The sequence below is a fragment of the Niabella sp. CPT15-335-S11 genome (assembly GCF_058792415.1).
In genome coordinates, this window is the sequence record NZ_JBYTEI010000008.1 from 55,182 (window position 1) to 79,493 (window position 24,312).

General features: G+C 45.7%; 26 protein-coding genes and 1 tRNA gene. 12 read left to right on the forward strand and 15 right to left on the reverse strand.

The annotated features are described in order from the left end of the window. Window positions 1–44 precede the first annotated feature (44 nt). The 8 genes from AC3WS5_RS15470 to rpmI form a co-directional block, all read right to left on the reverse strand. Window positions 45–548: a hypothetical protein gene (locus AC3WS5_RS15470; protein ID WP_492468305.1), complete on the reverse strand. Its 504-nt coding sequence runs from the start codon at window positions 546–548 to the stop codon at window positions 45–47. Window positions 549–588: 40 nt separating this feature from the next. Then, entirely contained in the window at window positions 589–1,080 is a 492-nt protein-coding gene (locus AC3WS5_RS15475; protein WP_492468306.1) for a hypothetical protein, read from the reverse strand. A 235-nt stretch (window positions 1,081–1,315) separates the two neighbouring features. After that, window positions 1,316–2,821 (reverse strand): APC family permease, encoded by a 1,506-nt coding sequence (locus tag AC3WS5_RS15480; protein WP_492468307.1) that lies wholly within the window; start codon window positions 2,819–2,821, stop codon window positions 1,316–1,318. A 95-nt stretch (window positions 2,822–2,916) separates the two neighbouring features. After that, complete coding sequence (locus AC3WS5_RS15485) at window positions 2,917–3,516, reverse strand: OmpH/Skp family outer membrane protein (RefSeq protein ID WP_492468308.1); 600 nt, start codon at window positions 3,514–3,516, stop codon at window positions 2,917–2,919. Window positions 3,517–3,679: 163 nt separating this feature from the next. Next, window positions 3,680–5,827, reverse strand: coding sequence for an elongation factor G (gene fusA / locus AC3WS5_RS15490; RefSeq protein WP_492468309.1), 2,148 nt, complete (start codon window positions 5,825–5,827; stop codon window positions 3,680–3,682). Window positions 5,828–6,014: 187 nt separating this feature from the next. Further along, window positions 6,015–7,487 (reverse strand): type III PLP-dependent enzyme domain-containing protein, encoded by a 1,473-nt coding sequence (locus AC3WS5_RS15495; RefSeq protein WP_492468310.1) that lies wholly within the window; start codon window positions 7,485–7,487, stop codon window positions 6,015–6,017. A 130-nt stretch (window positions 7,488–7,617) separates the two neighbouring features. Next, on the reverse strand, window positions 7,618–7,962 hold the full coding sequence (rplT, locus tag AC3WS5_RS15500; protein WP_492468311.1) for a 50S ribosomal protein L20: 345 nt from the start codon (window positions 7,960–7,962) through the stop codon (window positions 7,618–7,620). 46 nt (window positions 7,963–8,008) lie between these two features. Further along, window positions 8,009–8,206: a 50S ribosomal protein L35 gene (gene rpmI / locus AC3WS5_RS15505; RefSeq protein ID WP_492468312.1), complete on the reverse strand. Its 198-nt coding sequence runs from the start codon at window positions 8,204–8,206 to the stop codon at window positions 8,009–8,011. 150 nt (window positions 8,207–8,356) lie between these two features. Here rpmI and purU point away from each other — a divergent pair, with 150 nt between their 5' ends. The 10 genes from purU to AC3WS5_RS15555 all read left to right on the forward strand — a co-directional run bounded on the left by purU (window position 8,357) and on the right by AC3WS5_RS15555 (window position 16,962). After that, entirely contained in the window at window positions 8,357–9,187 is an 831-nt protein-coding gene (gene purU, locus AC3WS5_RS15510; RefSeq protein WP_492468313.1) for a formyltetrahydrofolate deformylase, read from the forward strand. A gap of 65 nt (window positions 9,188–9,252) precedes the next feature. Beyond that, entirely contained in the window at window positions 9,253–9,726 is a 474-nt protein-coding gene (locus AC3WS5_RS15515) for a c-type cytochrome (RefSeq protein ID WP_492468314.1), read from the forward strand. Between the two features lie 229 nt (window positions 9,727–9,955). Further along, on the forward strand, window positions 9,956–10,450 hold the full coding sequence (locus AC3WS5_RS15520) for a c-type cytochrome (RefSeq protein ID WP_492468315.1): 495 nt from the start codon (window positions 9,956–9,958) through the stop codon (window positions 10,448–10,450). A 24-nt stretch (window positions 10,451–10,474) separates the two neighbouring features. Then, window positions 10,475–12,505 (forward strand): Sec-dependent nitrous-oxide reductase, encoded by a 2,031-nt coding sequence (nosZ, locus tag AC3WS5_RS15525; RefSeq protein WP_492468316.1) that lies wholly within the window; start codon window positions 10,475–10,477, stop codon window positions 12,503–12,505. 252 nt (window positions 12,506–12,757) lie between these two features. Further along, window positions 12,758–13,354, forward strand: a complete 597-nt coding sequence (locus AC3WS5_RS15530) for a hypothetical protein (protein WP_492468317.1) — start codon at window positions 12,758–12,760, stop codon at window positions 13,352–13,354. Then, entirely contained in the window at window positions 13,351–13,782 is a 432-nt protein-coding gene (locus AC3WS5_RS15535) for a nitrous oxide reductase accessory protein NosL (protein ID WP_492468318.1), read from the forward strand. Before AC3WS5_RS15530 ends, AC3WS5_RS15535 begins: the two co-directional genes overlap by 4 nt. 8 nt (window positions 13,783–13,790) lie before the next feature. Further along, a complete protein-coding gene (locus AC3WS5_RS15540; protein ID WP_492468319.1) occupies window positions 13,791–15,023 on the forward strand; it encodes a nitrous oxide reductase family maturation protein NosD in 1,233 nt (410 codons plus the stop codon). Next, window positions 15,020–15,730 carry an ABC transporter ATP-binding protein gene (locus AC3WS5_RS15545; protein WP_492468320.1) on the forward strand — a complete coding sequence of 237 codons (711 nt, stop codon included), beginning with the start codon at window positions 15,020–15,022 and terminating at the stop codon, window positions 15,728–15,730. Before AC3WS5_RS15540 ends, AC3WS5_RS15545 begins: the two co-directional genes overlap by 4 nt. Next, on the forward strand, window positions 15,727–16,494 hold the full coding sequence (locus AC3WS5_RS15550; protein WP_492468321.1) for an ABC transporter permease: 768 nt from the start codon (window positions 15,727–15,729) through the stop codon (window positions 16,492–16,494). The genes AC3WS5_RS15545 and AC3WS5_RS15550 overlap by 4 nt, the downstream gene beginning before the upstream one ends. A gap of 57 nt (window positions 16,495–16,551) precedes the next feature. Beyond that, window positions 16,552–16,962: a group III truncated hemoglobin gene (locus AC3WS5_RS15555; protein WP_492468322.1), complete on the forward strand. Its 411-nt coding sequence runs from the start codon at window positions 16,552–16,554 to the stop codon at window positions 16,960–16,962. 41 nt (window positions 16,963–17,003) lie between these two features. Here AC3WS5_RS15555 and AC3WS5_RS15560 read toward each other — a convergent pair whose 3' ends face one another. Both AC3WS5_RS15560 and ribD read right to left on the reverse strand, forming a co-directional pair. Further along, window positions 17,004–17,621, reverse strand: coding sequence for an IMPACT family protein (locus AC3WS5_RS15560; protein ID WP_492468323.1), 618 nt, complete (start codon window positions 17,619–17,621; stop codon window positions 17,004–17,006). A gap of 6 nt (window positions 17,622–17,627) precedes the next feature. Then, window positions 17,628–18,689 carry a bifunctional diaminohydroxyphosphoribosylaminopyrimidine deaminase/5-amino-6-(5-phosphoribosylamino)uracil reductase RibD gene (ribD, locus tag AC3WS5_RS15565; RefSeq protein ID WP_492468324.1) on the reverse strand — a complete coding sequence of 354 codons (1,062 nt, stop codon included), beginning with the start codon at window positions 18,687–18,689 and terminating at the stop codon, window positions 17,628–17,630. Window positions 18,690–18,763: 74 nt separating this feature from the next. Here ribD and prmC point away from each other — a divergent pair, with 74 nt between their 5' ends. Continuing rightward, on the forward strand, window positions 18,764–19,621 hold the full coding sequence (gene prmC, locus AC3WS5_RS15570) for a peptide chain release factor N(5)-glutamine methyltransferase (RefSeq protein WP_492468325.1): 858 nt from the start codon (window positions 18,764–18,766) through the stop codon (window positions 19,619–19,621). 19 nt (window positions 19,622–19,640) lie between these two features. Here prmC and AC3WS5_RS15575 read toward each other — a convergent pair whose 3' ends face one another. The 5 genes from AC3WS5_RS15575 to AC3WS5_RS15595 form a co-directional block, all read right to left on the reverse strand. Then, window positions 19,641–20,573: an SPFH domain-containing protein gene (locus tag AC3WS5_RS15575; RefSeq protein ID WP_492468326.1), complete on the reverse strand. Its 933-nt coding sequence runs from the start codon at window positions 20,571–20,573 to the stop codon at window positions 19,641–19,643. A gap of 87 nt (window positions 20,574–20,660) precedes the next feature. After that, a complete protein-coding gene (gene pepT, locus AC3WS5_RS15580; RefSeq protein ID WP_492468327.1) occupies window positions 20,661–21,911 on the reverse strand; it encodes a peptidase T in 1,251 nt (416 codons plus the stop codon). A gap of 111 nt (window positions 21,912–22,022) precedes the next feature. Next, the gene (locus tag AC3WS5_RS15585; RefSeq protein WP_492468328.1) at window positions 22,023–22,400 is read right to left on the reverse strand and encodes a hypothetical protein; all 378 of its coding nucleotides are present in this window, start codon (window positions 22,398–22,400) and stop codon (window positions 22,023–22,025) included. 258 nt (window positions 22,401–22,658) lie between these two features. Beyond that, the gene (locus AC3WS5_RS15590) at window positions 22,659–23,114 is read right to left on the reverse strand and encodes an FKBP-type peptidyl-prolyl cis-trans isomerase (RefSeq protein ID WP_492468329.1); all 456 of its coding nucleotides are present in this window, start codon (window positions 23,112–23,114) and stop codon (window positions 22,659–22,661) included. A gap of 82 nt (window positions 23,115–23,196) precedes the next feature. Then, window positions 23,197–23,267 (reverse strand) — tRNA-Cys (locus tag AC3WS5_RS15595). A gap of 164 nt (window positions 23,268–23,431) precedes the next feature. Between AC3WS5_RS15595 and AC3WS5_RS15600 the strand changes: the two genes are divergently transcribed. Beyond that, on the forward strand, window positions 23,432–24,310 hold the full coding sequence (locus AC3WS5_RS15600) for a nucleoside phosphorylase (protein WP_492468330.1): 879 nt from the start codon (window positions 23,432–23,434) through the stop codon (window positions 24,308–24,310). Window positions 24,311–24,312 lie beyond the last annotated feature (2 nt).

Below are 24,312 nucleotides of genomic sequence, written 5' to 3' on the forward strand. Positions count from 1 at the left end.
GCTGTCGCCGGTCAGCGTTTTGGCTACCCTACCCTTCTGCCGGCTCAGGGCTGCTGCTCCACGTTAAAACTATTTTCAAGGGCAAATTGTCGTTGAGCCTGCTGCATACGATCTACCACCATTTGACGGGCATTCAGGAGTAGTCCTAGTTCTCTGACAGCGGCCAGTCTTGCACCTTCGGAACCAGCCTCTCCGATCTTCGCGTAGGTCGTATATATATTTTTAATAAACCCAAAATAATCCAGTGCTGATTTCTTAAATGCTTTTCCCCCTTTCATTCCTGATACAGAGACCTTCTCAATTTCGTTGATTTTTGAGTCTACCGTTCCTTCCAGACTCTTTGCGAGCTGGGTCATTCCAGAAAAATTATTCGTTTCTGAATAAGAACGCATGAGGTTTTCGCCATCTGAAAGTGGCTGTCCCAGGCTGGTCTCGAGAGTAACTACCCGCTCGCTGAACGCCAGTGCACTCAGTTCTTCTTTTTTCTCATTACGGCAGGCAGCAAAAACTGCGACACTTAGGAACAGGAAAACGGAAATATTTTTCATTTTTCATTCCGGTTTTTTCAGGACCGGAGAACCGGTTATGTTAAAAGACAAAGCCATTATCGGCTGCGTATTTCGCCTGAGCGGAGCGAAGGTTCGCAAGAACCTGGGTCTGCCAGTTCAGCCAGCGGGCCATCTTGTTTTCTGCAGCGTCTTTACCCTGCACATCGGCAGCCAGGGCAATTTCGCCGTAGTTGGAATAAATCATTTTCAAATACTCAAAATACCTCACGGCGGCAGTTTTAAAGTCTTCGCCGCCCACTCCAGGCGGTTTCATCTTCCGGATCGCGCGAATCCGAAGATCAACACTATCTTCCATGGCGTTGGCAGCCTGAGCCATTCCCTTGAAATCTCCCTGCTGCTGCTTCTGCCGGATCTCGGCCTCTGCTTTCAGCAAAGGTTCTCCCAGGCTCTGTTCCATTGAATACACCCGATCATTAAATGCTTCCGGAGTAGCCATTTTTTCGTCACCAGAACCACTGCTGCAGGAAATCAGCAGCACAAAACAACTTGCAAGTAGTCCCCATAACTTCATAATCCGCTCATTTTTGCAATAACCGGCAAAAATCAAACCTAAACCCCCAATCAGCTCGCAAATTCATTAGTGAAATGTTAAATTAGACAATAGATATTAGTAACTAGATGCTAGCACATTGCATCTTTAACATATATGATCAATTCCGAAATAAGAAGCAGGTATCTCAGGACAAAGTTCTCAAACTTGCGGATCCATTCGTCATTCGTCATTGATCATTCGTAATTCTCCCGGTCTACTCGATCACTTCATGTTTACGCCGATAGTAATAGTATACCGGGATGCCCAATGCAGCCAGGCCAAGACCCAGCAGTGAAGTTACGGGTTTGGCATAAAGAAGCCCAAGGGCCATCGCGGTTGCGATGAGGATATAAAGTGCCGGAATGACCGGGTAACCGAAAGTTTTATATGGCCGTTCTGCATCAGGCCGGCTGCGCCGGAGCCTGAAAACACCAATAATGGTCAGTATATAAAATACCACCGTTATAAACACTACATAATCTAACAGGACGCCGTATTTACCGCTCATGCATAAAATGCTGGCCCAAAAACATTGTGCCCACAAAGCCCACTGGGGCACCGCATTCCTGTTCAGATTAGCCGCTTTGGGCAGGAACAACTTATCCTGCGCCATGGTGTAAAATACCCGGGATCCGGAAAGGATCAGGCCGTTGTTGCATCCGAACGTGGAGATCATGATCATAACGGCGATGATCGCCGTGCCATAGGTTCCGAAAATATTGAAAGCTGCTGCCGTTGCCACGCGGTCCTGTTTCGCAAATGCCATATTAGCGTAGGCTGAAAACTCTGTAGGATATGGAACAGCGCCCTGTGCAGCCTCGGGAAACAGGGGCATCACGCCGAGGTACATCACATTGGTCAGTACATATATAGCCGTAACAATGACCGTACCCAACAGCAGGCTGAGCCCAACATTACGCTTTGGATTCCTGATCTCCCCCGCGATAAAAGTGACATTTTCCCAGGCTACACTACTGAAGACAGAGCCTACAAGTGCCGAGCTAATCAAACCTACCGAAAAAAGCAGCGAAGTTGAATTCAGAAATGTTCCCCATCCGATCTGAGCTCCGGCTTCATTCCTGACTGGTTCGGTGAAGCGCAAATTAAAGCCTGAAGCCCAGTTTTGATTCCATATATCTCCGCGGGCCGCAAACAGCAATCCCACCACGATCAGGGCGAAAAGTGAAAACAACTTTACAATAGTAAACACGGTCTGTACAGTTTTCCCTTCTTTGACGCCCCTCGTATTGATGTAGGTTAAAAATATAATAAGTAATATCGAGACCAACTGAGCCGGGTAAACTTCAAGCCAGCCCAACTTAAAAAGCAGATTCTCCGGCGAAATGGTCAGCGGTTTGAAAAAATATCCCGCAAATTTACTGAAGGCCACGCCCACTGCGGCGATGGTGCCGGTCTGTATAACCGAGAAAAAACTCCAGCCATATAAAAATCCGGTCAGGGGATTATAAGCTTCCTTCAGGTATACATACTGCCCCCCTGCCCTGGGGAACATGGCAGACAATTCGCCATAAGAAATAGCTGCAAAGATGGTCATCAATCCCGTAAGCAACCAAAGAGCAATCAACCATCCTGCGGAACCAACCAGGCGACTCATATCGGCACTGACAATAAAAATCCCGGATCCAATCATCGATCCGGCTACGACCATCGTTCCATCAAAAAGACTCAAAGATTGTTTAAAGGATGGTTGTTCAGCCATAGACAATATTTAAAAATAAAGGAAGATAAATAATATTTCAGGATTGAAGAAAAAAAAACCCGGAACCAGTCCGGGGTAAATATTGAAAGATCTTTCTACTTACTGTCCTTTTTAAGCTGTTCGTTTAAACCCTTCAGCACCTGGCGGGTGATGTCATAGGAAGTGTCTTTATAATAAAACAGCCCCGGCTCATAGGAGAATATAAATGAATATGTTTGATCGGCATTGAACTCTTTCAAAAAATTCTCAATCTTTTTTTTGAGCACCATATTTTTATTCAGTGCAAACTGATTGTATTCATCCGTAAGCAACTGTCGTTTTTCAATCATCTGGTTTTGCGCATTCTCCAGATCTCTTCTGGCAGCGTTTGCCTGCTCCTCCGTCATGGAGGCCGCTTTTTGCTGATACTCCGATAATTTAGACTGGTAACCCTTCCCCATCCGATCCAGTTCAGTACTAATGGAAGCTTCTTTACTTTTTATTTCCCGCTGCACTGTTTTCGCCAGTTCATACTTTTCCTGAATGGAATCCAGATCAATATAAGCGAAAAGAACTTTCTTGTTCAGGATGGAATCTCTTCCGGGTGGAACAGCCACTCTCGCAGTTACTTGTTTTTTTTCTGAGTAATGCGCATAAAACAAGAATCCCACGGCAAAGAGCAGGACGGCATTAACTACAATCAGCACCTTCGTCATTCTATGAAAAATTTAATAGTCGCTGCAATATAGCAATCTCCTGAAAACAAACCCGTTAAATATTTTTTTGTTGTGAAAGCGTTAACAGGTTTGCGAAAAGATCAAGATAAAAAAACCCGGTATAAAAACCGGGTCTGAAAAATTTATAACTGTTACTTGTTCGTCAGGCTGTAATCTTCCCTTTCGCTTTGGCAATTACTTCCTCTGAGATACCATTGGGCGCCGGGCTGTAGTGCGAAAATTCCATGGTACTTGAAGCACGCCCGGAAGTAAGTGAGCGCAATTGCGTTACGTATCCGAACATCTCACTCAGGGGCACTTTCGCTTTAATAACCTGCGCACCGGCACGTGTATCCAATCCCTCCATCATACCCCTGCGCCGGTTAAGGTCGCCGGTCACATCGCCCATGTATTGTTCAGGTGTGTTCACCTCCACCTTCATGATGGGTTCCAGCAGAACGGGTTTAGCTTTACGGGCAGCCTCGCGGAAGCCTTGTTTGGCGCACATTTCAAAGGACATCGAATCAGAGTCAACCGCGTGGAAGCTACCGTCAAATACGCGGATCTTCATGTTATCCACCGGATAGTTTGCCAGAACACCTGTGGTCATACTGGTTTCAAATCCTTTTTGAATGGCCGGTACAAACTCGCGCGGAATGGATCCACCAAAAATATCATTTACAAACTGGAAGCTCTTATCAGGATTTTCTTTTTTCCAATCTTCATCTACTGGTCCCAGGCTAAACTGGATATCCGCAAATTTACCACGGCCACCCGTTTGTTTTTTCAGTACTTCCCTGTGCTCAATCGTGGCCTGGAAAGCTTCTTTATAAGCTACCTGTGGTGCACCCTGGTTCACTTCTACCTTGAACTCCCTGCGCATCCGGTCTACGATAATTTCCAGGTGCAGTTCACCCATACCACTCAGAATCGTTTGTCCCGTATCTTCATCTGTCTTCACGCGTAGGGTAGGATCTTCTTCAACCAATTTCGCGATGGCCATACCCATTTTATCGACATCGGCCTGCGTTTTAGGCTCAACGGCTATTGAGATCACCGGCTCGGGTATAAACATGTTCTCCAGTACAATCGGGTGTGCTTCGTCGCAAAGCGTATCCCCGGTCTTGATTTCCTTAAATCCAACAGCGGCACCAATATCTCCGGCTTCAATAAAATCAATCGGATTTTGTTTGTTGGCGAACATCTTCATGATCCGGCTGATACGTTCTTTTTTACCACTTCTAACATTCAGCACATAAGAACCGGCATCGAGGTGTCCGCTGTAACAACGGAAAAAGGCCAGGCGACCCACGAAAGGATCCGTCATGATCTTGAATGCCAGCGCCGAGAACGGTTCTTTGGCGTCAGGCTTCCGTGTCAACTTCTTTTCGGGATCATTGGGATCGGTACCTTCTATAGCGCCAATATCCAACGGTGATGGCAGGTAACGGCAAACCGCATCCAGCGCGGACTGCACGCCTTTATTCTTGAAGGAAGATCCGCACATCATGGGCACTATGCTCAGATCGATCGTAGCTTTACGAAGTGCAGCGTGAATTTCGTCTTCAGTGATAGAATCAGGATCATCAAAGAATTTCTCCATAAGCAGATCATCATATTCCGCAGCCGCTTCAACCAAATGTGACCTCCATTCTTTCGCTTCCTCCAGCATGTCGGCAGGTATATCGATCTCATCATAAGTCATCCCTTCCGTCTCTACATGCCAGATGATTCCTTTCATTTTCACCAGGTCTACCACTCCGTTGAAATTATCTTCAGCGCCGATGGGAAGCTGCAGCGGGACAGCCTTCGTACCCAGCATCTCGCGAACCTGTTTTACAACGTTCAGAAAATCGGCACCGCTGCGGTCCATCTTGTTCACAAAACCTATACGGGGAACTTTATAACGGTTTGCCTGCCGCCAAACAGTCTCACTTTGCGGCTCCACGCCATCTACAGCGCTAAACAATGCGATCAGTCCGTCAAGCACCCGCAGGTTGCGCTCTACTTCAACGGTGAAGTCAACGTGGCCGGGAGTATCTACGATATTGAATGAATATTTCTGCGTGGCGGGTGTTGCTTTCCCTGCGTCAGTAGGAAAGTTCCAATGGCAGCTAACGGCAGAAGACGTAATGGTAATACCACGCTCTTTCTCCTGATCCATCCAGTCAGTCGTTGCAGCGCCATCATGTACTTCACCGATGCGGTGAATCATACCAGTATATCGCAAAATTCGTTCGGTGGTGGTAGTCTTGCCGGCATCAATATGGGCGGCTATACCAAAGTTTCTTTGAAATTTTAAATCTGCCATTTTCTTAATGTTGGGCAAACCTGGCCATAGGTGGCTGATTATCAAACAAATGTATTATTTCAGCCACAATGCCGGTTTACGGCTACTTTTTTTAAGGTTGCAAAGGTAATAAATTTCCCGTTCGAATGTTTTGTTCGGGATCTTAAATTTTCATGATCATTATAAAACTCCTTAACCGGGCCGCGGCTCACCGGAGGTATCCGAGGATTTTAAGCATACTTTGCGCGGTTTGTTCCCTCGCGTAGACCCAGTCGATGAGTTTTCCTTTCTCATACTCCAGGATGACGTGTTTCGGTGAGGGTATCAGGCAATGTTTGATCCCCCCATAACCGCTGATCTGGTCCTGATAAGCGCCGGTATTGAAGAATCCTATGTACAGAGGATCTGAATCGCCCTTTGGGTTTTTACGTTCCAGGGCATCAACCGGTCGGATCCCGGATACGCCGATGCCGTTATCATTTTTGATCTTAGGCAGGAATACTTCGTTAACGTGCTCCTCTGAATCATAGTAATCATGCCCATCGCAGGTTATACCACCCAGCACCACGCGTTGATACTCGTTATCCCATTTATTGATCGGTAGCATCAGGAATTTCTCCCCAATCCCCCAGGTGTCGGGAAGCGTGGTAATAAATGACGAATTAATCATATACCAGGTTTCGCGGTCGTTCTGGATCTTTTCGCCGATCACGCTGTAGATATGTGCCATACTCTCCCCTACGGTATAACTCCCAAATTCTGTGTAGATATTAGGTACTGGAACCTTTGCTTTCTTACATGCGGATTTGATATTCAGGATGATCTCATTGATCATGAACTGGTAATCGTAATCAAAAGCCAGGCTGTGTTTGATAGGGAACCCGCCGCCAATATTCAGGGAGTCCAGCTCGGGACATATCTTCTTAAGCTGGCAATAAAGGTTGATGCTTTTTCGAAGTTCACTCCAATAATAGATATCATCTTTAATACCCTTATTTAAAAAGATATGGAGCATCTTCAATTGGAATTTATCCTCATTCCCTTCAATCTCATCAACGTAAAATTCCAGCACGTCCCTTGCCCGGATGCCCAGCCTCGACGTATAAAAAGGGAAACTGGGTTCTTCCTCTGCAGCGATCCGGATACCCAGTTTCAGCGGCTCGGTCGTTTTTATTTTCCCCTTGTACATCGCCAGCTCATCCTTGTTATCCAGCACCGGAATAACATTTTTAAATCCTTCATTGACCAGCTTGATAATGCGGGAAGTATAGTTTTTTTGCTTAAAGCCGTTACAGACGATGTTGATATCTTTTGTGATCTTCCTGCGTTGATGAAGGCGGTTGATGATATCAATATCATAAGCATAGGAAGTCTCAATATGGATATTGTGCTTCAGCGCTTCTTCCACCACAAATGAAAAATGGGAACTTTTTGTGCAATAACAATAATAATACTTGCCATCATATTTATGCCGCTTCATGGCATTAGCGAAATATTGCTTTGCCCGGTTTATGTTCATCCCGATTTTTGGAAGATAGGTCAGTTTCAGCGGGGTTCCGTGCTTCTTGATCAGAGACTTCAGATCAATGCCGTTAAAATACAAATATCCATCTTTTACTTCAATGCCCTGTTGCGGGAAATTAAAGGTTTGTTCCACCAGTCCCAGATATGAATTATTCATTTCATATAAAGCCGGAATTACCGGAATTTTGCTTGGTTTTAAAATGTGGGTGCAAAATTAGGTATTTCTATAAAAAAACCGCCCGTATATATTGGGCGGCAGATCCTGCACTCCGAATAGGAGTTAAGTATTATTTAAGGGTTGCGATCAGCGACTTGAATGAATCAGGATGATTCATCGCCAGATCGGCCAGCACTTTGCGGTCAAGCTCAATGCCGTTGGCCCTCAGTTTGTTAATAAATGTGGAGTAGGTCAGTCCCTCTTCGCGAACTGCCGCATTAATACGGGCTATCCACAACGCGCGGTAATCGCGTTTTTTGTTTTTACGACCCACATACATGTAGGTCATTCCTTTTTCCACAACGTTTTTGGCTACTGTAAATACATTCTTACGCTTGCCATAAAACCCTTTGGCCTGTTTTAATACTTTTTTTCTGCGTGCTTTTGAAGCGGCTGAATTTACTGAACGTGGCATATCAAAATAAGTTTTAGATGATTAAATAGATTCGGACCCGGGTTATTTACTTAAGCCTCAACAGGCGTTTTACAAATCCCAGGTTAGCTTTCGCCACCTCACCATCAATACGCATAGCACGTTTCCGTTTGGTGGATTTTTTGGTAAGAATGTGGCGTCTGAAACTTTTTTGATGTGTGATCTTTCCGCTGGCGGTTACTTTGAAGCGCTTTTTCGCACTTGAGTTTGTTTTAACTTTAGGCATTGTACCTATTTTATAATTACACCTTGGAGGCGTTGGCACACTGGCACCACCCTTTTCGGGCCTCTTCAGTAATGTATCCGTTTTGAACGGTTTGCAAAGGTAGTGAAAATATATGAATATATTGCACCACCTTATTCAATACATCATATCATGGTTATTTTATTACAGTGTAGCGACCGGGTGGGACTGGTTGCAGATATTTCGAGAATCATGGCTGAAGCCCGACTGAATATTCTGTCTATGAGGGAATATGTAGACCAGGCCGTCGACCAATTTTACATCAGGCTGGAAATAGAAGGGAATCCGGATGCCGCCCTGATCCGCCGGAAATTGTTGGCGGCCCTGCCCCCCGGCACTGAAATTCAGTTAAATACAGACCTCAGGAAAAAAGTGATCATTCTGGTAACCCGGGAATATCATTGCCTCGGGGATCTCTTGCTCAGGAATTATTTTGACACGCTTGGCGCCAGGATCCAGTGTGTTATCGGCAACCACGAAAATCTGCGACCCATTACCGGGAAGTTCGGCGTACCCTTTCATTTTGTGTCCCATGAAAACAAATCCAGGGCTGTTTTTGAACAGGAAGTGCTGGATCTGATAACGAAATATGAGACCGATTACCTGGTCCTCGCAAAATTTATGCGTGTCCTTAGTCCGGATTTTGTATCCGGCTTCCCTATGAAAATCGTAAATATCCACCACTCTTTTCTACCGGCGTTTGCAGGTGCCAGACCTTACCGGCAGGCACATGAAAGAGGCGTGAAACTGATAGGCGCTACGGCTCATTTTGTGACCAATGACCTTGATGAAGGCCCGATTATCGCGCAGCAGATCATACCCGTTAACCACACACACACCGTGAATGATATGGTTGTCCAGGGTAAAGAAATTGAAAAGGCTGTACTCGCCAGGGCCTTACAACTTGTATTTGAGGACCGTGTGATGGTATTCCGGAATAAGACGATCGTTTTTGACAATTAGAAAGAAAAATCATTTGTTCGTGAATATTCCCTAATTTTATAGATACCAAATCATAGGAAGCGAATATGAAAACTGTGTTGATCAGCTTGTTCCTTACCCTGGTTCTTACAGCATGCCATCACTTGTCAGACAGGGAACATGCCCGGGAAAATGAAGCCGGGGAAGAAGCCCATGAAGAAAAATACGATCCGTCGATAGGAGAAGGTAAATGGACGAACGAGAGCCTCATACTCAGTGAAAAGATCAATGAACCGATGGCTGCCGAAGGGGCAAAGATCCAGGAAAAAAAATGTGCACAATGCCACTCCACAGGCAGTGAGACCCTGGTCGGTCCCGGCTGGAAAGGTGTTACAAAACGCCGGACAGCAGCCTGGATCATGAATTATATCAGAAGGCCGGAAGGCATGATCGACAAAGACCCCGGATTGAGAGCGCATTTCGAGAAATGTGCCGTTCGAATGCCAAATCTTAACCTGACCGACGCAGAAGCCAGGAAACTCCTCGAATTCCTGCGAAAAAATGATGCAATGCAGAATTAATTTGATATTTTCAATTCTAAATTCATAGGTTCAGTGAAGTCGGTATAGTTTATGATTGTGTGAAGTGGTAGCCGGACGATCTGAGTACTGTTCTTAAAAGGTTAATAATTGCATAGACACCTGTTGTGGCAGGTAGTTCGTGACTAAAATCATACGAATTTTATGACTCGGATCATAAACCACTACGTATTTATTTTTCACCTTTGCTCATTAACAAAACTTAAGAATAATGAAAAAAGTCACAACCCTGTTTTCGGTATTAGCCCTCGGACTGCTAATCGCTTGCGGCGGTAGCGAAAACAAATCATCTGAACAAACACCAGCCGCAGGCGGCGAGGCCCCAAAGAGCATGGTAGCCAGCACAGAAAAATATGATCCAAACCGTGGAGAAGGAAAATGGAACGCAGATAATGTAAAAGTAGGCGAACACCTGGATGCAGCTATGGCCGAAGCCGGACACAAGATCCAGGAAGTTAAATGCGCCTCCTGCCATAAATTAACCGATGAAAAACTAGTAGGACCAGGTTGGAAAGGTGTGACAAGCAGGCATAAACCCGAATGGATCATGAACTTTATCACTAATCCAGATCCAATGATCGATAAAGATCCAAAAATGCAGGCTCAGCTTGAAATCTGCCTTGTGCGTATGCCGAATCAGAGCCTCAGCGACAATGACGCACGTGAGATTCTGGAATTCATGCGGAAAAACGACGGCGTGAAATAGCAGAAATTTATTAAAATCCTATATATGAGAAAGTTTGTCAACCATTTTATTGCGGCTGCAATAATCATTGCATTGCCATATGGTTTTACTTCCTGCAAACCCAAAAACGCAGGTAGTGCCGTTAGTGCCGATGCCGCTCAGAAAACTTACGTACCCCCGGGAAAATACGATGAGTTCTACGATTTTGTCAGTGGTGGCTTTAGCGGCCAGCTCAGCGTTTATGGGCTGCCCAGCGGAAGACTGCTCAGAGTAATCCCCGTATTTTCCGTTGATCCTGAAAAAGGATGGGGTTACAGTGAAGAGACCAAACCCATGCTCAACACATCACATGGTTTTGTGCCCTGGGACGATTACCACCACGTAGAAATGAGCCAGACCAATGGCGAACTGGACGGAAAATGGGTGTTCGGGAACGCGAATAATACCCCCCGCGTTGCCAGAGTAGACCTGAAAACCTTCCGGACCGTAGAAATTATTGAGTTGCCAAACAGCGCAGGAAACCACAGCTCGCCTTTCACAACGGAGAATAGCGAATACGTTGTAGCAGGTACACGTTTCAGCGTACCTCCTGATGACGTAAACGGTGATGTACCTATCGCATCTTATAAACAGAACTTTAAAGGATATATCAGTTTCATCAGCGTGAATAAGGATGATGGCAAAATGGATATAGCCTTTCAATTGAGATGCCCGGGTGTGAACTTTGACCTTAGCCACGCCGGAAAAGGCAAATCACATGGATGGTTCTTTTTCTCCTGCTATAACTCTGAACAGGCAAACACCCTGCTGGAAGTAAATGCCTCACAGAAGGATAAAGACTTCATTATGGCTGTTAACTGGAAAAAGGCAGAAGAATATCTGAAAGCTGGAAAAGGAAAGAAAACGGCTGTTAAATATGCCCATAACACCTGGGATGAAAAAACGCATACAGCCAAGTCAGAAATCAGGACCGAAGTTATAGTACTGGATACCAAAGAACTGAAGGACATCGTTTATATGATCCCATGTCCCAAATCACCGCACGGCTGTGACGTAGACCCAACCGGAGAATATATTGTGGGAAGCGGTAAACTAGCCGCGCTGCTTCCGGTTTTCAGCTTCGATAAAATTCAAAAAGCCATCGCAAATAAAACTTTTGATGGAGAATATGATGGTATCCCGGTTATTAAGTACGAAGCTGCACTGTACGGTGAGGTGCAAAAACCCGGTCTGGGGCCTCTCCACACAGAGTTCGACAATAAAGGAAACGCATACACTTCTTTCTTTGTTTCCTCAGAAATCGTAAAATGGAACGTGAAAGACCTGAAAATCCTTGACAGGGTTCCCACTTACTATTCAGTAGGTCACCTTTCCGTACCCGGCGGCGATACGCGTAAACCTTACGGCAAATATGTAATTGCCTATAATAAGATCACTAAAGACCGTTACCTGCCCACAGGACCAGAGCTCGCTCAAAGCGCCCAGTTATATGATATATCCGGCGATAAGATGCAACTGATTCTGGACTTCCCCACTATCGGAGAACCACACTATGCACAGGCAGCCCCGGCAGATCTGATCAGGAATAACTCGGTGAAGATCTTCAAGATCGAAGACAACATGCATCCTTATGTAACAAAAGGTGAAAGCGAAGCGAAAGTCGTTAGAAACGGAAAAGAAGTGCACATATACCTCACTGCAATCAGATCCCACTTTGTACCGGATAATATTGAAGGGGTGAAAATGGGTGATGAGGTGTATTTCCATATGACCAACCTGGAACAGGATTGGGATATCCCGCACGGTTTTGGTGTGAAAGGCGCCGACAATGGCGAACTTCTGGTGATGCCCGGAGAGACCTGTACACTGAAGTGGATCCCCGATCGCGTAGGTATTTTCCCATTCTATTGCACAGATTTCTGTAGTGCATTGCACCAGGAAATGCAGGGGTATATAAGAATATCACCCGCAGGTTCCAATGTCCCACTCAAATTTGGTACAGGTAAGACCGCACCTGGTGGTGACAACGCTACGGGCACTTCGGATGCCGCAAAAACTGACTCCTCAAAGAAATAGGGTTAGGATAATAGCCTGAATACATTTTTAAAAAGGGGGCAGTAAACCAATCACTGTCCCCTTTGTTTTTCGACGTCTCCCAATCTTATCAATCAATACGTGTTTTAATCACAGATATGTTAGCGGACAAATTGCACGGTGAACAAAAACAGGATCTGGTTCTGATTAACCGATACAATTCCGTTATAACATGTTATTCATCCTGATCGTAGACCTGGTAAACAAACCCGGAAACGGGTACAACTGTTAAAGATGAAAACGAAAAATAACAAATTAAGTGCTGCTTCCAGAGTACTTATGCTACTGGCCACCGGCCTGCTGATTGCTTCAATCTTTTTGCCGATATGGCAAATTGACCTCGATGCCCCTCAGTATCCTGAAGGGCTTAAATTGAAAATCTATTCCGATAAACTTGCCGGAGATGTAGAGATCATCAATGGTCTGAATCACTACATTGGCATGAAAACACTTCACGCCAATGATTTTGTTGAATTTACTGTCCTGCCCTACATCATCGCCGTATTTGCGCTTGGCACCCTGCTGGTTGCCATCATAGGCAGTAAAAAGCTTTTGAATGTTGTCCTGATCGCCTTTATCCTTTTTGGTATTGTGGCGATGGTGGATTTCTGGAGATGGGAATACGATTACGGGCACAACCTGAACCCCAACGCCGCCATTCAGGTCCCGGGTATGGCTTATCAGCCGCCTTTGATCGGATTTAAACAATTACTGAACTTTGGCGCTTTTTCAGTCCCCGATACGGGCGGATGGATGTTTGTAGGTGCCGGCCTGTTAATGGTGCTCGTGGTAGCGACTGGGTGGTATAAAAAGAAAAAAAATAAATCATGAACATAAAAACGCTGACATTGACCGTGTTTCTGGCTTTAACACTGGCAGCCTGCTCAGAAAAAGGTCCGGAACCCGTGAAACTGAATAGCGACCACTGCGATTTCTGCAAAATGACTATCGCAGACCCGAAATTTGCTACAGAACTGATTACTGTAAAAGGCAGGGTTTACAAATTTGATGACCTGCATTGTCTGGTAGGATATGTGAAAGCGAACAAGGAAACCACTTCCGGCGCCAGGCTTTTTGTGGCTGATTTTGTGAGCCCCGAGAAGTTTATAGATGCAACAAAAGCATATTATATCAGGAATGGCGAATTGAGAAGTCCGATGGGTGGTAATACAGCTGCATTCAGCAATCAGGAAGATGCCTCGTCCAATGCGGCCAGGCTACAGGCCGAAACAGCCTCCTGGCAAGTCGTTAAGCCTTAAATTCGCAAATGAAGTATTTTCTGCTTTTTGCTTTTTGCACCAGTTTTTCCTGCGTGCAGGCCGGTGTCATTCATGTTGGTCGCAATCAGCCCTATCAAAAAATAAAAGATGCGCTTGAGAAAGCGTCGTCGGGAGACACCGTATACGTGCACGAAGGGCTGTATAGGGAAGGTAATATTGTTATCTCTAAACCGCTTACCCTGATAGGACTGAATTACCCGGTATTGGATGGGGAAAAAAAGACGGAAGTCGTTTCGGTTAAAGCACCTTACACAACGATTAAAGGGTTCAGGGTAATCCGATCAAATGTGGCCTCACTGGAAGATCCGTGTGGAATTAAAGTGTACAATACCAAATATGTTGAAATCCTGGAGAATCAACTGGATGATAACTTTTTTGGTATTTACCTCCAGAAAAGCACACACTGTATTGTCAAAAACAATATCATCACCGCCTATGGGAAAGGCGAACAGGAATCGGGAAATGGGATCCACTGCTGGCGTAGTGACACCCTGCAAATCCTGGGAAACCAGATTAGCGGATGCCGGGACGGGATCTATTTCGAGTTTGTCAGCCACTCAGTGATCTGGGGCAACACCTCCACCCGGAATATCCGATACGGCCTTCATTTCATGTTTTCCAATGACGATATGTACCTGGCTAATACGTTTAAGAACAATGGTGCGGGTGTAGCTGTGATGTTTTCCAAAAGGGTCTCCATGTTTAACAATTACTTTATTGAAAACTGGGGAGACGCTGCTTACGGTCTGTTGTTAAAGGAAATTTCAGACGGCATTATCAGCGGGAACAAGTTTACCAACAATACATCGGGCATCTTCATGGAAGGGGCAACCAGAATGCAGATTGAAAAAAATATTTTCGCCCATAACGGGTGGGGCATGAAGATTCAGGCGAGCTGCCTCGACAACTACATCACCCGAAATAATTTTTACTCCAACACTTTTGATGCCAGTACAAACGGCACTCTGGTGGCAAACAAGTTTGAAGAAAACTATTGGGACAAATATGAGGGCTACGATCTGAACCGCGATGGGATCGGCGATGTGCATTTCCATCCCCTGAGCGTATTCTCGATGATCATCGAAAAATACCCCCCGGCCATGATCCTCTTCCGGAGTTTTATGGTAACCCTGCTGGATAGAAGCGAAAAGCTGATACCCAGCCTCACCCCCGATGCTTTCGTGGATGAAAAACCACTCATGAAACCTCTGAAATTATGATCGAAATTAAAAATATATCAAAATCATTCGGACGATTAAAAGCACTGGATGATGTTTCGCTAACCTGCCGCAAAGGTCAGTGCATCGCGCTTATCGGGCCCAACGGATGCGGTAAGACGACGCTTATCAAGTCGATACTCGGGATGGTGGTCTCTAGCTCGGGCGAGATCCTTTTTAATGGCAAGAATATCGCCAACGATTATTTATATCGCAACCAGATCGGATATATGCCGCAGATAGGACGTTACCCGGATAATATGACGATAGGACATATTATCGAAATGATCAAGAGGATCCGGCATACAGCAACCAGACACGATACAGACTTGGTGGACGCCTTTGAACTCCCGTCCCTGTTTGACAAAAGAATGCGTACGCTATCAGGTGGGACCACGCAGAAAGTAAGTGCTACCCTCGCGTTTTTGTTTCATCCGGATGTGCTGATCCTTGATGAACCTACCGCAGGACTGGACCCGCTGGCATCAGATATACTAAAGGAAAAGATCATTCGCGAAAAAGAAGAGGGAAAACTTATCTTAATTACATCACACCTGTTGAGCGAACTGGACGACCTGGTAACTGAAATCATCTACATGCAGGACGGCAGGGTTCGGTTTCACCAGACAATGTCACAACTACAGGAAAATACAGGTGAACAGAAATTGGCAAAAGCGATCGCAAACGTATTAAAAAAGGAGGCAAAGTGAGCAGGATCATCAAATATGTGATATTGGATATCATTAAAAACAAAATGGTCATTGCCTACACGCTACTACTGGCCATTTTGTGTTTCAGCGCCTTTAATATTGAAGACAACCCCACGAAAGGTGTTCTGACCGTTCAGAGTATCATCCTGCTGACGGTGCCGCTGGTGAGTATTATATTCTCAACGATTTACCTGTACAACAGTAATGAATTCATAGAGCTACTGCTCAGCCAGCCGGTCCAGCGCCGGAAAATCTGGATCAGTCTTTTTACCGGGCTTTCCGTTTCTTTGGTAGTTGCGTTCTTACTGAGTGCAGGCATTCCCCTCGTTTTGTACGCACCCTGGGACCTGGGACTAATCATGATCCTGATCGGCACTTTAGTGACCGTCATTTTCGTAGCGCTTGCATGTCTATGCGCCATTTTAACCAGAGACAAGGCCAAGGGTATTGGTATTGCCATCATGGTGTGGCTTTTCTTTGCCCTTTTGTTTGATGGACTGCTGCTATTCCTGCTATTCCAGTTTGCCGATTACCCCATTGAAAAGCCGATGGTGGTCCTTTCTGCACTCAGCCCCATTGATCTTAGCCGGATCATGATGCAGTTGCATATGGATGTATCCGCTATGATGGGATATACCGGCGCCATCTTCAAGAATTTCTTTGGAAATACTGCGGGTTTGCTCATTGCACTTTGCCTGCTGATTTTGTGGATTGTTGTTCCGTTCTGGATTTCCCTGGTCAGATTCAAGAAAAAAGATCTATAATCGGCCGAATTCGACATGATGAGGATGCTATTATGTACCTAATCCAAACCTGACAAGATGAACCCGGATATCCTGGACCCTTTTGACATTGAAAAACTCGTGCAGAGATTTTACGGAAAGCTCTGTATGGATCCTTTACTGGGTCCCTATTTCAATTTCAATCAGGCAAAAGCGGAAGAATTTAATTCGACATTTGTAAACTTCTGGGTCAATGTGCTTTTCTATACTGGTAAATACGAAGGAAACCCGATGATCGTTCACAGAAAACTTCATCATCAAATGCCCATGAATAAACCGATGTTCAGCCGGTGGCTTGAATTGTTCAACAGTACAGTGGAAGAATTGTTTGAAGGCGAAAAAGCAAGCCTGATCTTAATCAGAGCCAGGAGTATCGCTGAGGTGATGCAGATCAAGATTCTGGATCAGGAAAGCCAAAAAGCGATACCTGATCCGAAAGATCCTAATTAAACGCGATGGATGAAGACCCCGTTTGCCTCCGGGTGTTTGATTCAGGAACGATCCTGTACGGCCTGTAAAGTAACATCGCGAAGGTCAGCAAACCTGTAAAGTACCTCAGTGAGTTTTGACAGAGGAATTCCCAGATCAAGCAGGCAAAAAAGTTGGAGATCCTGCCTACGGATCACACAGCCTGTCTGACGCACGATCAACATGACCTCATTCATTTTCGTATAATCAAACTGCACCTGGTAAAATACCAATACTGGTTTTCGCACAATGGGTATCACCTGCAGAACAAGCGAAGCCGCCGATTTATATGCGTTTATCAGGCCGGGGACGCCAAGCAGCGTACCACCGAAATAACGTACTACCACGACCAGAATATCCGTAAGTTCGCGGCTGTCGATCTGCCCCAGAATTGGCCGACCAGCCGTACCTGATGGCTCGCCCGCGTCGCTTACCCTGAACTGGTTTTCGTCTGTACCCAATCGATACGCAAAACAAATGTGATTCGCTTTAGGATGTTCTTTCTTAAGCGCGGCTATCTTTTCCTTAAAATCTGCAAGGTCCGTCAGGGGAAAGGCATAGGCAAGGAAGCGGCTCCCCCGGTCTTTAAATGATGCCGTTCCCGAAGTTTCAATGGTCTGGAAAAATTCTTTTCTACTCATGCCGTACTATCTACAATAAACATTATGAACACTCTTAAAGTAATCAATCCGGTCCCCTGAAACCTGTCGCGTCCCGATGTTCAAATAATCCCGGAGCTGGGGCGACTGCACGCCGTCCCCGGTTAGCGTGGAATTGCCGGTTATAACCATCGCTTCATCCCAGAAACCCTTATCTATCAGTGATTGCAGGGTGAATCGTCCACCTTCAACCAGTACACTTTGTATTTTCCTTTCATACAAGTTGTGCATCAGTTCAGTTAAAAAATCATTGCCATCCAGCGTTACAAGGTTCAGACCTTCTCCTGTCCGGTTGCTGCGGATATTATATAAGATCGCGCCACTGCCCTGCCTGAATAAACGAAGGTCAGTGGAAACACGCAGGTCCGGGTCCAGGATAATTTTCAAAGGTGCTTCGCCATACCAGTAACGGTTATCCAGTAACGGGTCGTCCAGAATGGCTGTGTTTGCACCAATCAGTATTGCCGATTCCCGGCTGCGCCATTTATGCACCACCCGGTTGGTAATCTCATTGCTTATTTTAAGTCTCTGGTCCGTAGTGCTGCCCATAATACCGCCCGGGGTTTGCGCCCATTTTAGAAATATATATGGTCGTTTCTTCTCATAAAAGCAAAAAAATCGCTTATTCAGGTTGATGGTATTGTCCTCCATAACACCCACCTCAACGTCCACGCCGGCAGCACGGAGCCGCTCTATGCCCCGCCCGTTCACCGCTTCAAAAGGATCCCGGCACCCGATCACCACCTTTGGTATCCTGTGCCGGATGATCAGGTCGGCACAAGGCGGCGTCTTTCCAAAATGGGCACAGGGTTCCAGGGAAACATACATCACAGACTGACTGATCAGTCCGGCATGTTCACGCTGCGCATCCCGGATACAATTCACTTCAGCATGCGCTTCGCCATATTTTTGATGAAAACCCTCCCCGATTATTTTCCCTTCATGAACGAGTACGGCACCTACCATCGGGTTGGGCGCAACCATCCTGCCGCCGTTACTGGCCAGATTCAGGCAACGCCGCATAAACTGGTTGTGAATCGTTTTGTTCATAATTTTACAAATTTAATTGAATTCAGGGTGTACCGGGAAGCTGATATTACCCTGTAGCTAGTTTATAATGTGTTATGAAGAATCAAAACGACTTACTTGAAGCGTTCAAATCGGCTATCGGGCAAATTTATCCGGGAGACGAAGCCGGAAATATAGCATCCCTGGTATTTGAAAATATCACCGGTCAGACACCTCACAGATCCGGTGCTTACGCTGCCGGGCTGACCATAGAACAGATAAAGCGGCTTGAAGAAATTCAAAAGCGACTGCTAAACAATGAGCCGGTTCAGTACATTCTTCAGGAAGCCTGGTTCTACGATATCCCTTTGTATGTGGATTCAAACGTGTTGATACCCCGCCCGGAGACAGCGGAGCTGGTCGACTGGATCATCAAAGAGAACCAGCAGAGCCAGAACCTTTCTATCCTTGATCTGGGAACGGGCAGCGGGTGTATCCCGATTGTGTTGAAAAGGAAACTTCCGCAGGCGAAAGTCTACGCATGCGATATCAGCCCGGAAGCTCTTGCTGTAGCCCGGAAAAATGCGTCGCGCCATCAGGCTGAGATCGACTTTTTTCTGCTGGATATCCTAAATACCAGTGAGTGGGATAAAATTCCGCAGGTGGATATTCTTGTCAGCAACCCACCCTATGTACCTGAAAACAACAAAGAAAGCCTGAGACCGAATGTCCTCGATTTTGAACCTGGGATCGCCCTGTTTGTAGCTGATCGAAATCCACTCCTGTTTTACGAAAAGATCGCCGAACTGGGACTGAAGACCTTGAAACCCGGCGGCAGGATCTATGTGGAAATCCATGAGGAACTGGGATCTGAAGTGATGACACTTCTCCAGTCAAAACAATACAATACGATCCTGAAACAGGATATGCAGGGGAAAGACAGGATGGTTAAAGCCACTTTCCTGGGAAGTTGAAGAGGTAATATCTGTCATCTCACAAATCCGTTCCAGCCTGACGTAGCATCAGCGCTTGGAATTGTTTCATCGACTTATCCATTCCTTCTATACTTCCATCCAGGAAGATCACATTGCCTTTGCCGTATTCAGCAAAATTCTTAATCGCTTCCGTCCACATACTGAAAAGAATGAAATTTGTATCCAGGTTAGCCTGCCTCAACTCTTCGGCTGCGGACGACAATCCTTTTGCTACTTCTTCCCGGAATAATGCAATTCCCTGGCCTCTGAGTTTCGCGGCTTCCCTTTCAGCTTCAGCACTGATCTTGATTGCATTACCTTCCGCTTCAGCAGATTTTGTCTTGGTAATCAATAAAGCCTGCCCTTCATTTTCTGCAGCAGCTTTCAGGTTATTACTGGCAACAACCTTACTCATGGAATCCAGGATCATTTTATCGAACGTAATATCATTGATCTGCAGGTCTTGCAGGTGATATCCCCAATCTTCCAGGGAGGCATCCACTTCATCTTTCACATACTGAACAATTTCGCGGCGCAGGCCCAATACTTCAGCCTGTTTTTTTGTAGCTACGAAGGAACGCACATTACCCTCGATTGTTTTGATAAGCGCCTGCATCAGATCGCGGTCACTGATAAATTTAAAGGCCACTTTTTTTATCGTATCCTCGTTCGCATTTTGCACCGCATACAAGAGCATGCTTTTAAAGTATACATTTGCCTGATCCTGTGTTACCGCCTGAAACTCCAGTTCCACTGAACGGTTCTGTATGGATATTTTTTTATACAATTGTTCCAGGAAAGGAATTTTTAGTCTCAAACCCGGGGGGGCGATACGCTGGTACTTTCCAAACATGGTGATCACACCGATATATCCCTGGTTGACCGTGAAAAAACCACTCAGGAAGATAAAGAAAAGTATTATCAGCCACCAATAGTTTAGTAAGAAATTCATTGTTTAAATTTTAATGCAAGATAAGGTTAAGAAAATTATAAAGAGATTTAAAACAGGTTTCTAAGGTTCTCACCCGGCACGTATAGCTTATTTGGTATTCTGCTCCCAAACCTGGACCAATTCCACCAATACGTCCACTGATTTCTGCATATCCTGGATACTCACATATTCATGTTTTCCGTGAAAAGCCATTTCGCCGGTAAAAATATCGGGACAGGGCAATCCCATGAACGACAGTCTGGAACCGTCGGTGCCTCCCCGGGCACTTTCCCGCTGGAATTTCACCCCGCTGCGCAACATCGCTAGTTCTGCGTAGTCCGCCATCTGAGGATGGTCCTGCAGTATTTCTTTCATGTTCCGGTACTGTTCCGCCACTTCATATTCAAAGGCAGCTCCTTCATGCTGATCCACAGCTTTCTGCGCCAGCATTTTCAACTCGTTTTCGTGAGCGGCAAGTGCCAATGTCTTAAAATCCCTGACTATGAAACCCACAGTCGCCTTTTCAGGATTACCCGAAATATGCGTTGGATGCACAAATCCCTCGCGATCCGAAGTGGTTTCGGGGCTGAACCGGTCTTTCGGCAAAAGATCCAGGAAGGATCCTGCTACCTTGATCGCATTGACCAGCTTGCCCTTGGCGTATCCGGGATGTGCGCTGATACCGTAGAAAGTAAATACAGCCATGTCCGCGCTAAAAGTTTCATCGGTATAACTACCTCTCATTCCACCATCGAGGGTATAGGCAAATTGCGCCCCGAGTTTCTCGAGATCCACTTTGTCAACGCCCCGGCCAATTTCTTCATCGGGTGTAAAGAGGATCCGGATATCACCATGTTTTATTTCCGGGTGCGAAACCAGGAAGTGTGCCAGGTCCATGATGATGGCCACGCCAGCTTTGTCGTCAGCACCCAGCAGGGTTGTACCTGAAGCGGTAATAATATCTTCCCCTTTTTTCTCTTTTAAATAGGGGTGCTGATCTGATGAGATCACCTGTGCTTTATCATCGGGCAGATTTATAGTTCCGCCGTCGTAATTCCGGTGAATAATGGGTTTCACACCCTTGCCCGAACAGTCAGGGGATGTGTCTACATGACTGCAAAAACAAATGACCGGGACTTGTTTTTCACTATTGGAAGGGATTGTCGCGTACACGTAACCAAATTCATCAAGGTGAGCATCTGTAATACCCATCCCGTTCAATTCTCTAACGAGCAGATCACTCAGATCTTTTTGTTTGGCTGTAGAAGGCTGTGTAGCGGAAAAAGGATCACTTTGGGTATCGATCGTTACATAACGCAAAAAACGGTCGGTTACAGTATATTGTTTTTCAGACTGCATATAAATTCTTAATATGTTCTTCCCACAAAAACATTGCACCATCACCTCTCTTCAAAGTGATGGTGCAAAAAAAAATTAACCGGCGATAAAACTTTGGACCGGTAGGTTTGATCACTTTGTCCTGGAAAGAAAATCATCAAAATCAACGCGCAACTGGGTCAGCGCGCTTTCGAGAGATTCATATTCCGTAGAAAGCTGATTATACTGCTCCATCGTTTCTTCGGACGTACCATTTTCCAGATGGCCTTCCACCTTTAAACGATGCTGACAGACCTTTAGCTCATGCCGCATGTCGTGAATGTTAATCAACTGAATATGAAACTGGTTTTGGTAATGTTCCAGGTCTTCAAGATCATCTTTGTTCAATCGTTTGGATGCAACCCCGAGCAGCGTCTTCTGGGAATCGTTAATAGCCTCACGGAATTTGCTTAATTCCTCTCTTTTGGAATTGCAGTCCTCAATAAGGTGTGAGATTTCTTCCAGTACCATGTCTGTAAAATTTAAAGGTGAGATAATAAAATGGCGAAAAGTACACAGTTGTGAGTGAGAAGGGGAACCGATATGTTGTGAATCGCTCCAAGGCTTAACCGTACTTTGTAATGTTCCTTAAAGATACGTAATTAATCCCTTCGGCACAAATCGAATATATCATAAAATTTTGTGATAAAAATCAGGTTTGTGCCGGAACCAGCAAATTCCGTCGCCAAAATCACTATGTAAATATCCCACCTTGGTTCTACCGGCAGTCTAGGGCAATATGATCAGCGGGCTACCACCTTCAATCTCAACGAGTTCCAAATCGAAAATCAGTTCCTGACCGGCCAGTGGGTGATTGGCATCCAGGACCACTTCGTTGTCGAGAATTTCTGAAACGACTACCTGAAACTGTTGCCCCTGGTTGTCGCTCATCAGTACCGGCAAACCAACTTCCAGGGTCATATCTTCCGGAAATCTGTCTTTGGGCATGTTGATCATCATTTCGGGATTTCGTGGCCCGTAAGCTTCATCAACCGGGATGGTGATCGTTTTCTTTTCACCAACGGTCATTCCTGTCACACCGTCATCGAATCCTTTGATGACCATTCCGCTGCCCACTTCAAATGCCAGCGGATCCCGTCCTTCGCTTTTGTCGAAAGTCTCGCCGTTGGTCAGCCGCCCGTGATAATGAACTTTAACCTTGTCACCTTTTTTTACTTGTTGCATCTGCTGAAATTAAATAATTAATTTTTATTAAATATTGGTCTTAAAAAAAAGGAGATATTCATTCCGAAATATCTCCTTTTTGAGGTCTCGAGCGGATTCGAACCGCTGTACGAGCTTTTGCAGAGCTCTGCCTAGCCACTCGGCCACGAGACCATTTCTATTTTCTCTGCCTATCCGCCAGAGGCGAATTTACCTGCCGCAGGTAGGCACCAGACCTTTTCCGTGCCACACACCCAACCCTTACTTCAATTGTTCTTTGAAGGCTTGCAAAAATAGGGTAATTTTGCTGAATATTTGACGAGGTTAAACAGAAAATTATGGGGGCCATAGCGGAATCTGAACTAATCCTGAATGACCGCGGCGCAGTCTATCACCTGGACCTGAAACCCGGGGAACTAGCCGGCACGGTTGTCACTGTCGGCGACCCGGATAGAGTCCGGGAATTCAGCAAATATTTTGACAGCATTGAAGTAAAACGGCAGCACCGCGAGTTTGTAACCCATACTGGCATTGTAGGCGGGAAGAGACTGACTGTCCTGTCCTCAGGGATCGGACCGGATAATATCGATATCGTAATGAATGAACTCGATGCACTCGTAAACATCAATTTTGAGACCCGGGAGATTAAAGACAAAACCGAAAGCCTGAAAATCATTAGAGTGGGGACTTCCGGAGCTTTACAGGAAGATATCGCGGTCGACAGCCTGGTGGCATCAACCCATGGCCTTGGAATCGATAACCTCCTCAGCTTTTACCGGTATGAGCCGACCGATGAGGAATCACTCATCCTGCAGTCATTCATTACCCACGTTCAAATGCAGGGAAGGGGCACCGATCCTTATATCACCGGCGCGGCAGTCGGCCTGCTGAAACACTTTGCGCAGGGCTTTCACCAGGGAATTACCGTAACCTGCCCCGGATTTTATGGACCTCAGGGCCGAATACTTCGCCTCGGCGTTCAGTATCCTCAGCTGCTTGACCGGTTGACCGACTTCAGATTCGGGCAACACAGGATCACCAATTTCGAGATGGAAACTTCCGCGATTTATGGCCTCGGTAGATTACTGGGGCATCAATGCCTGGCGCTAAATGTTATTGTAGACAACAGGATCAGAGGGGAATTTAGCAAAGACAGCAAGGCAGCCATCGAAAACCTGATCATCAAATTCCTTGAAGCATTTACATCCCAATTCTGATA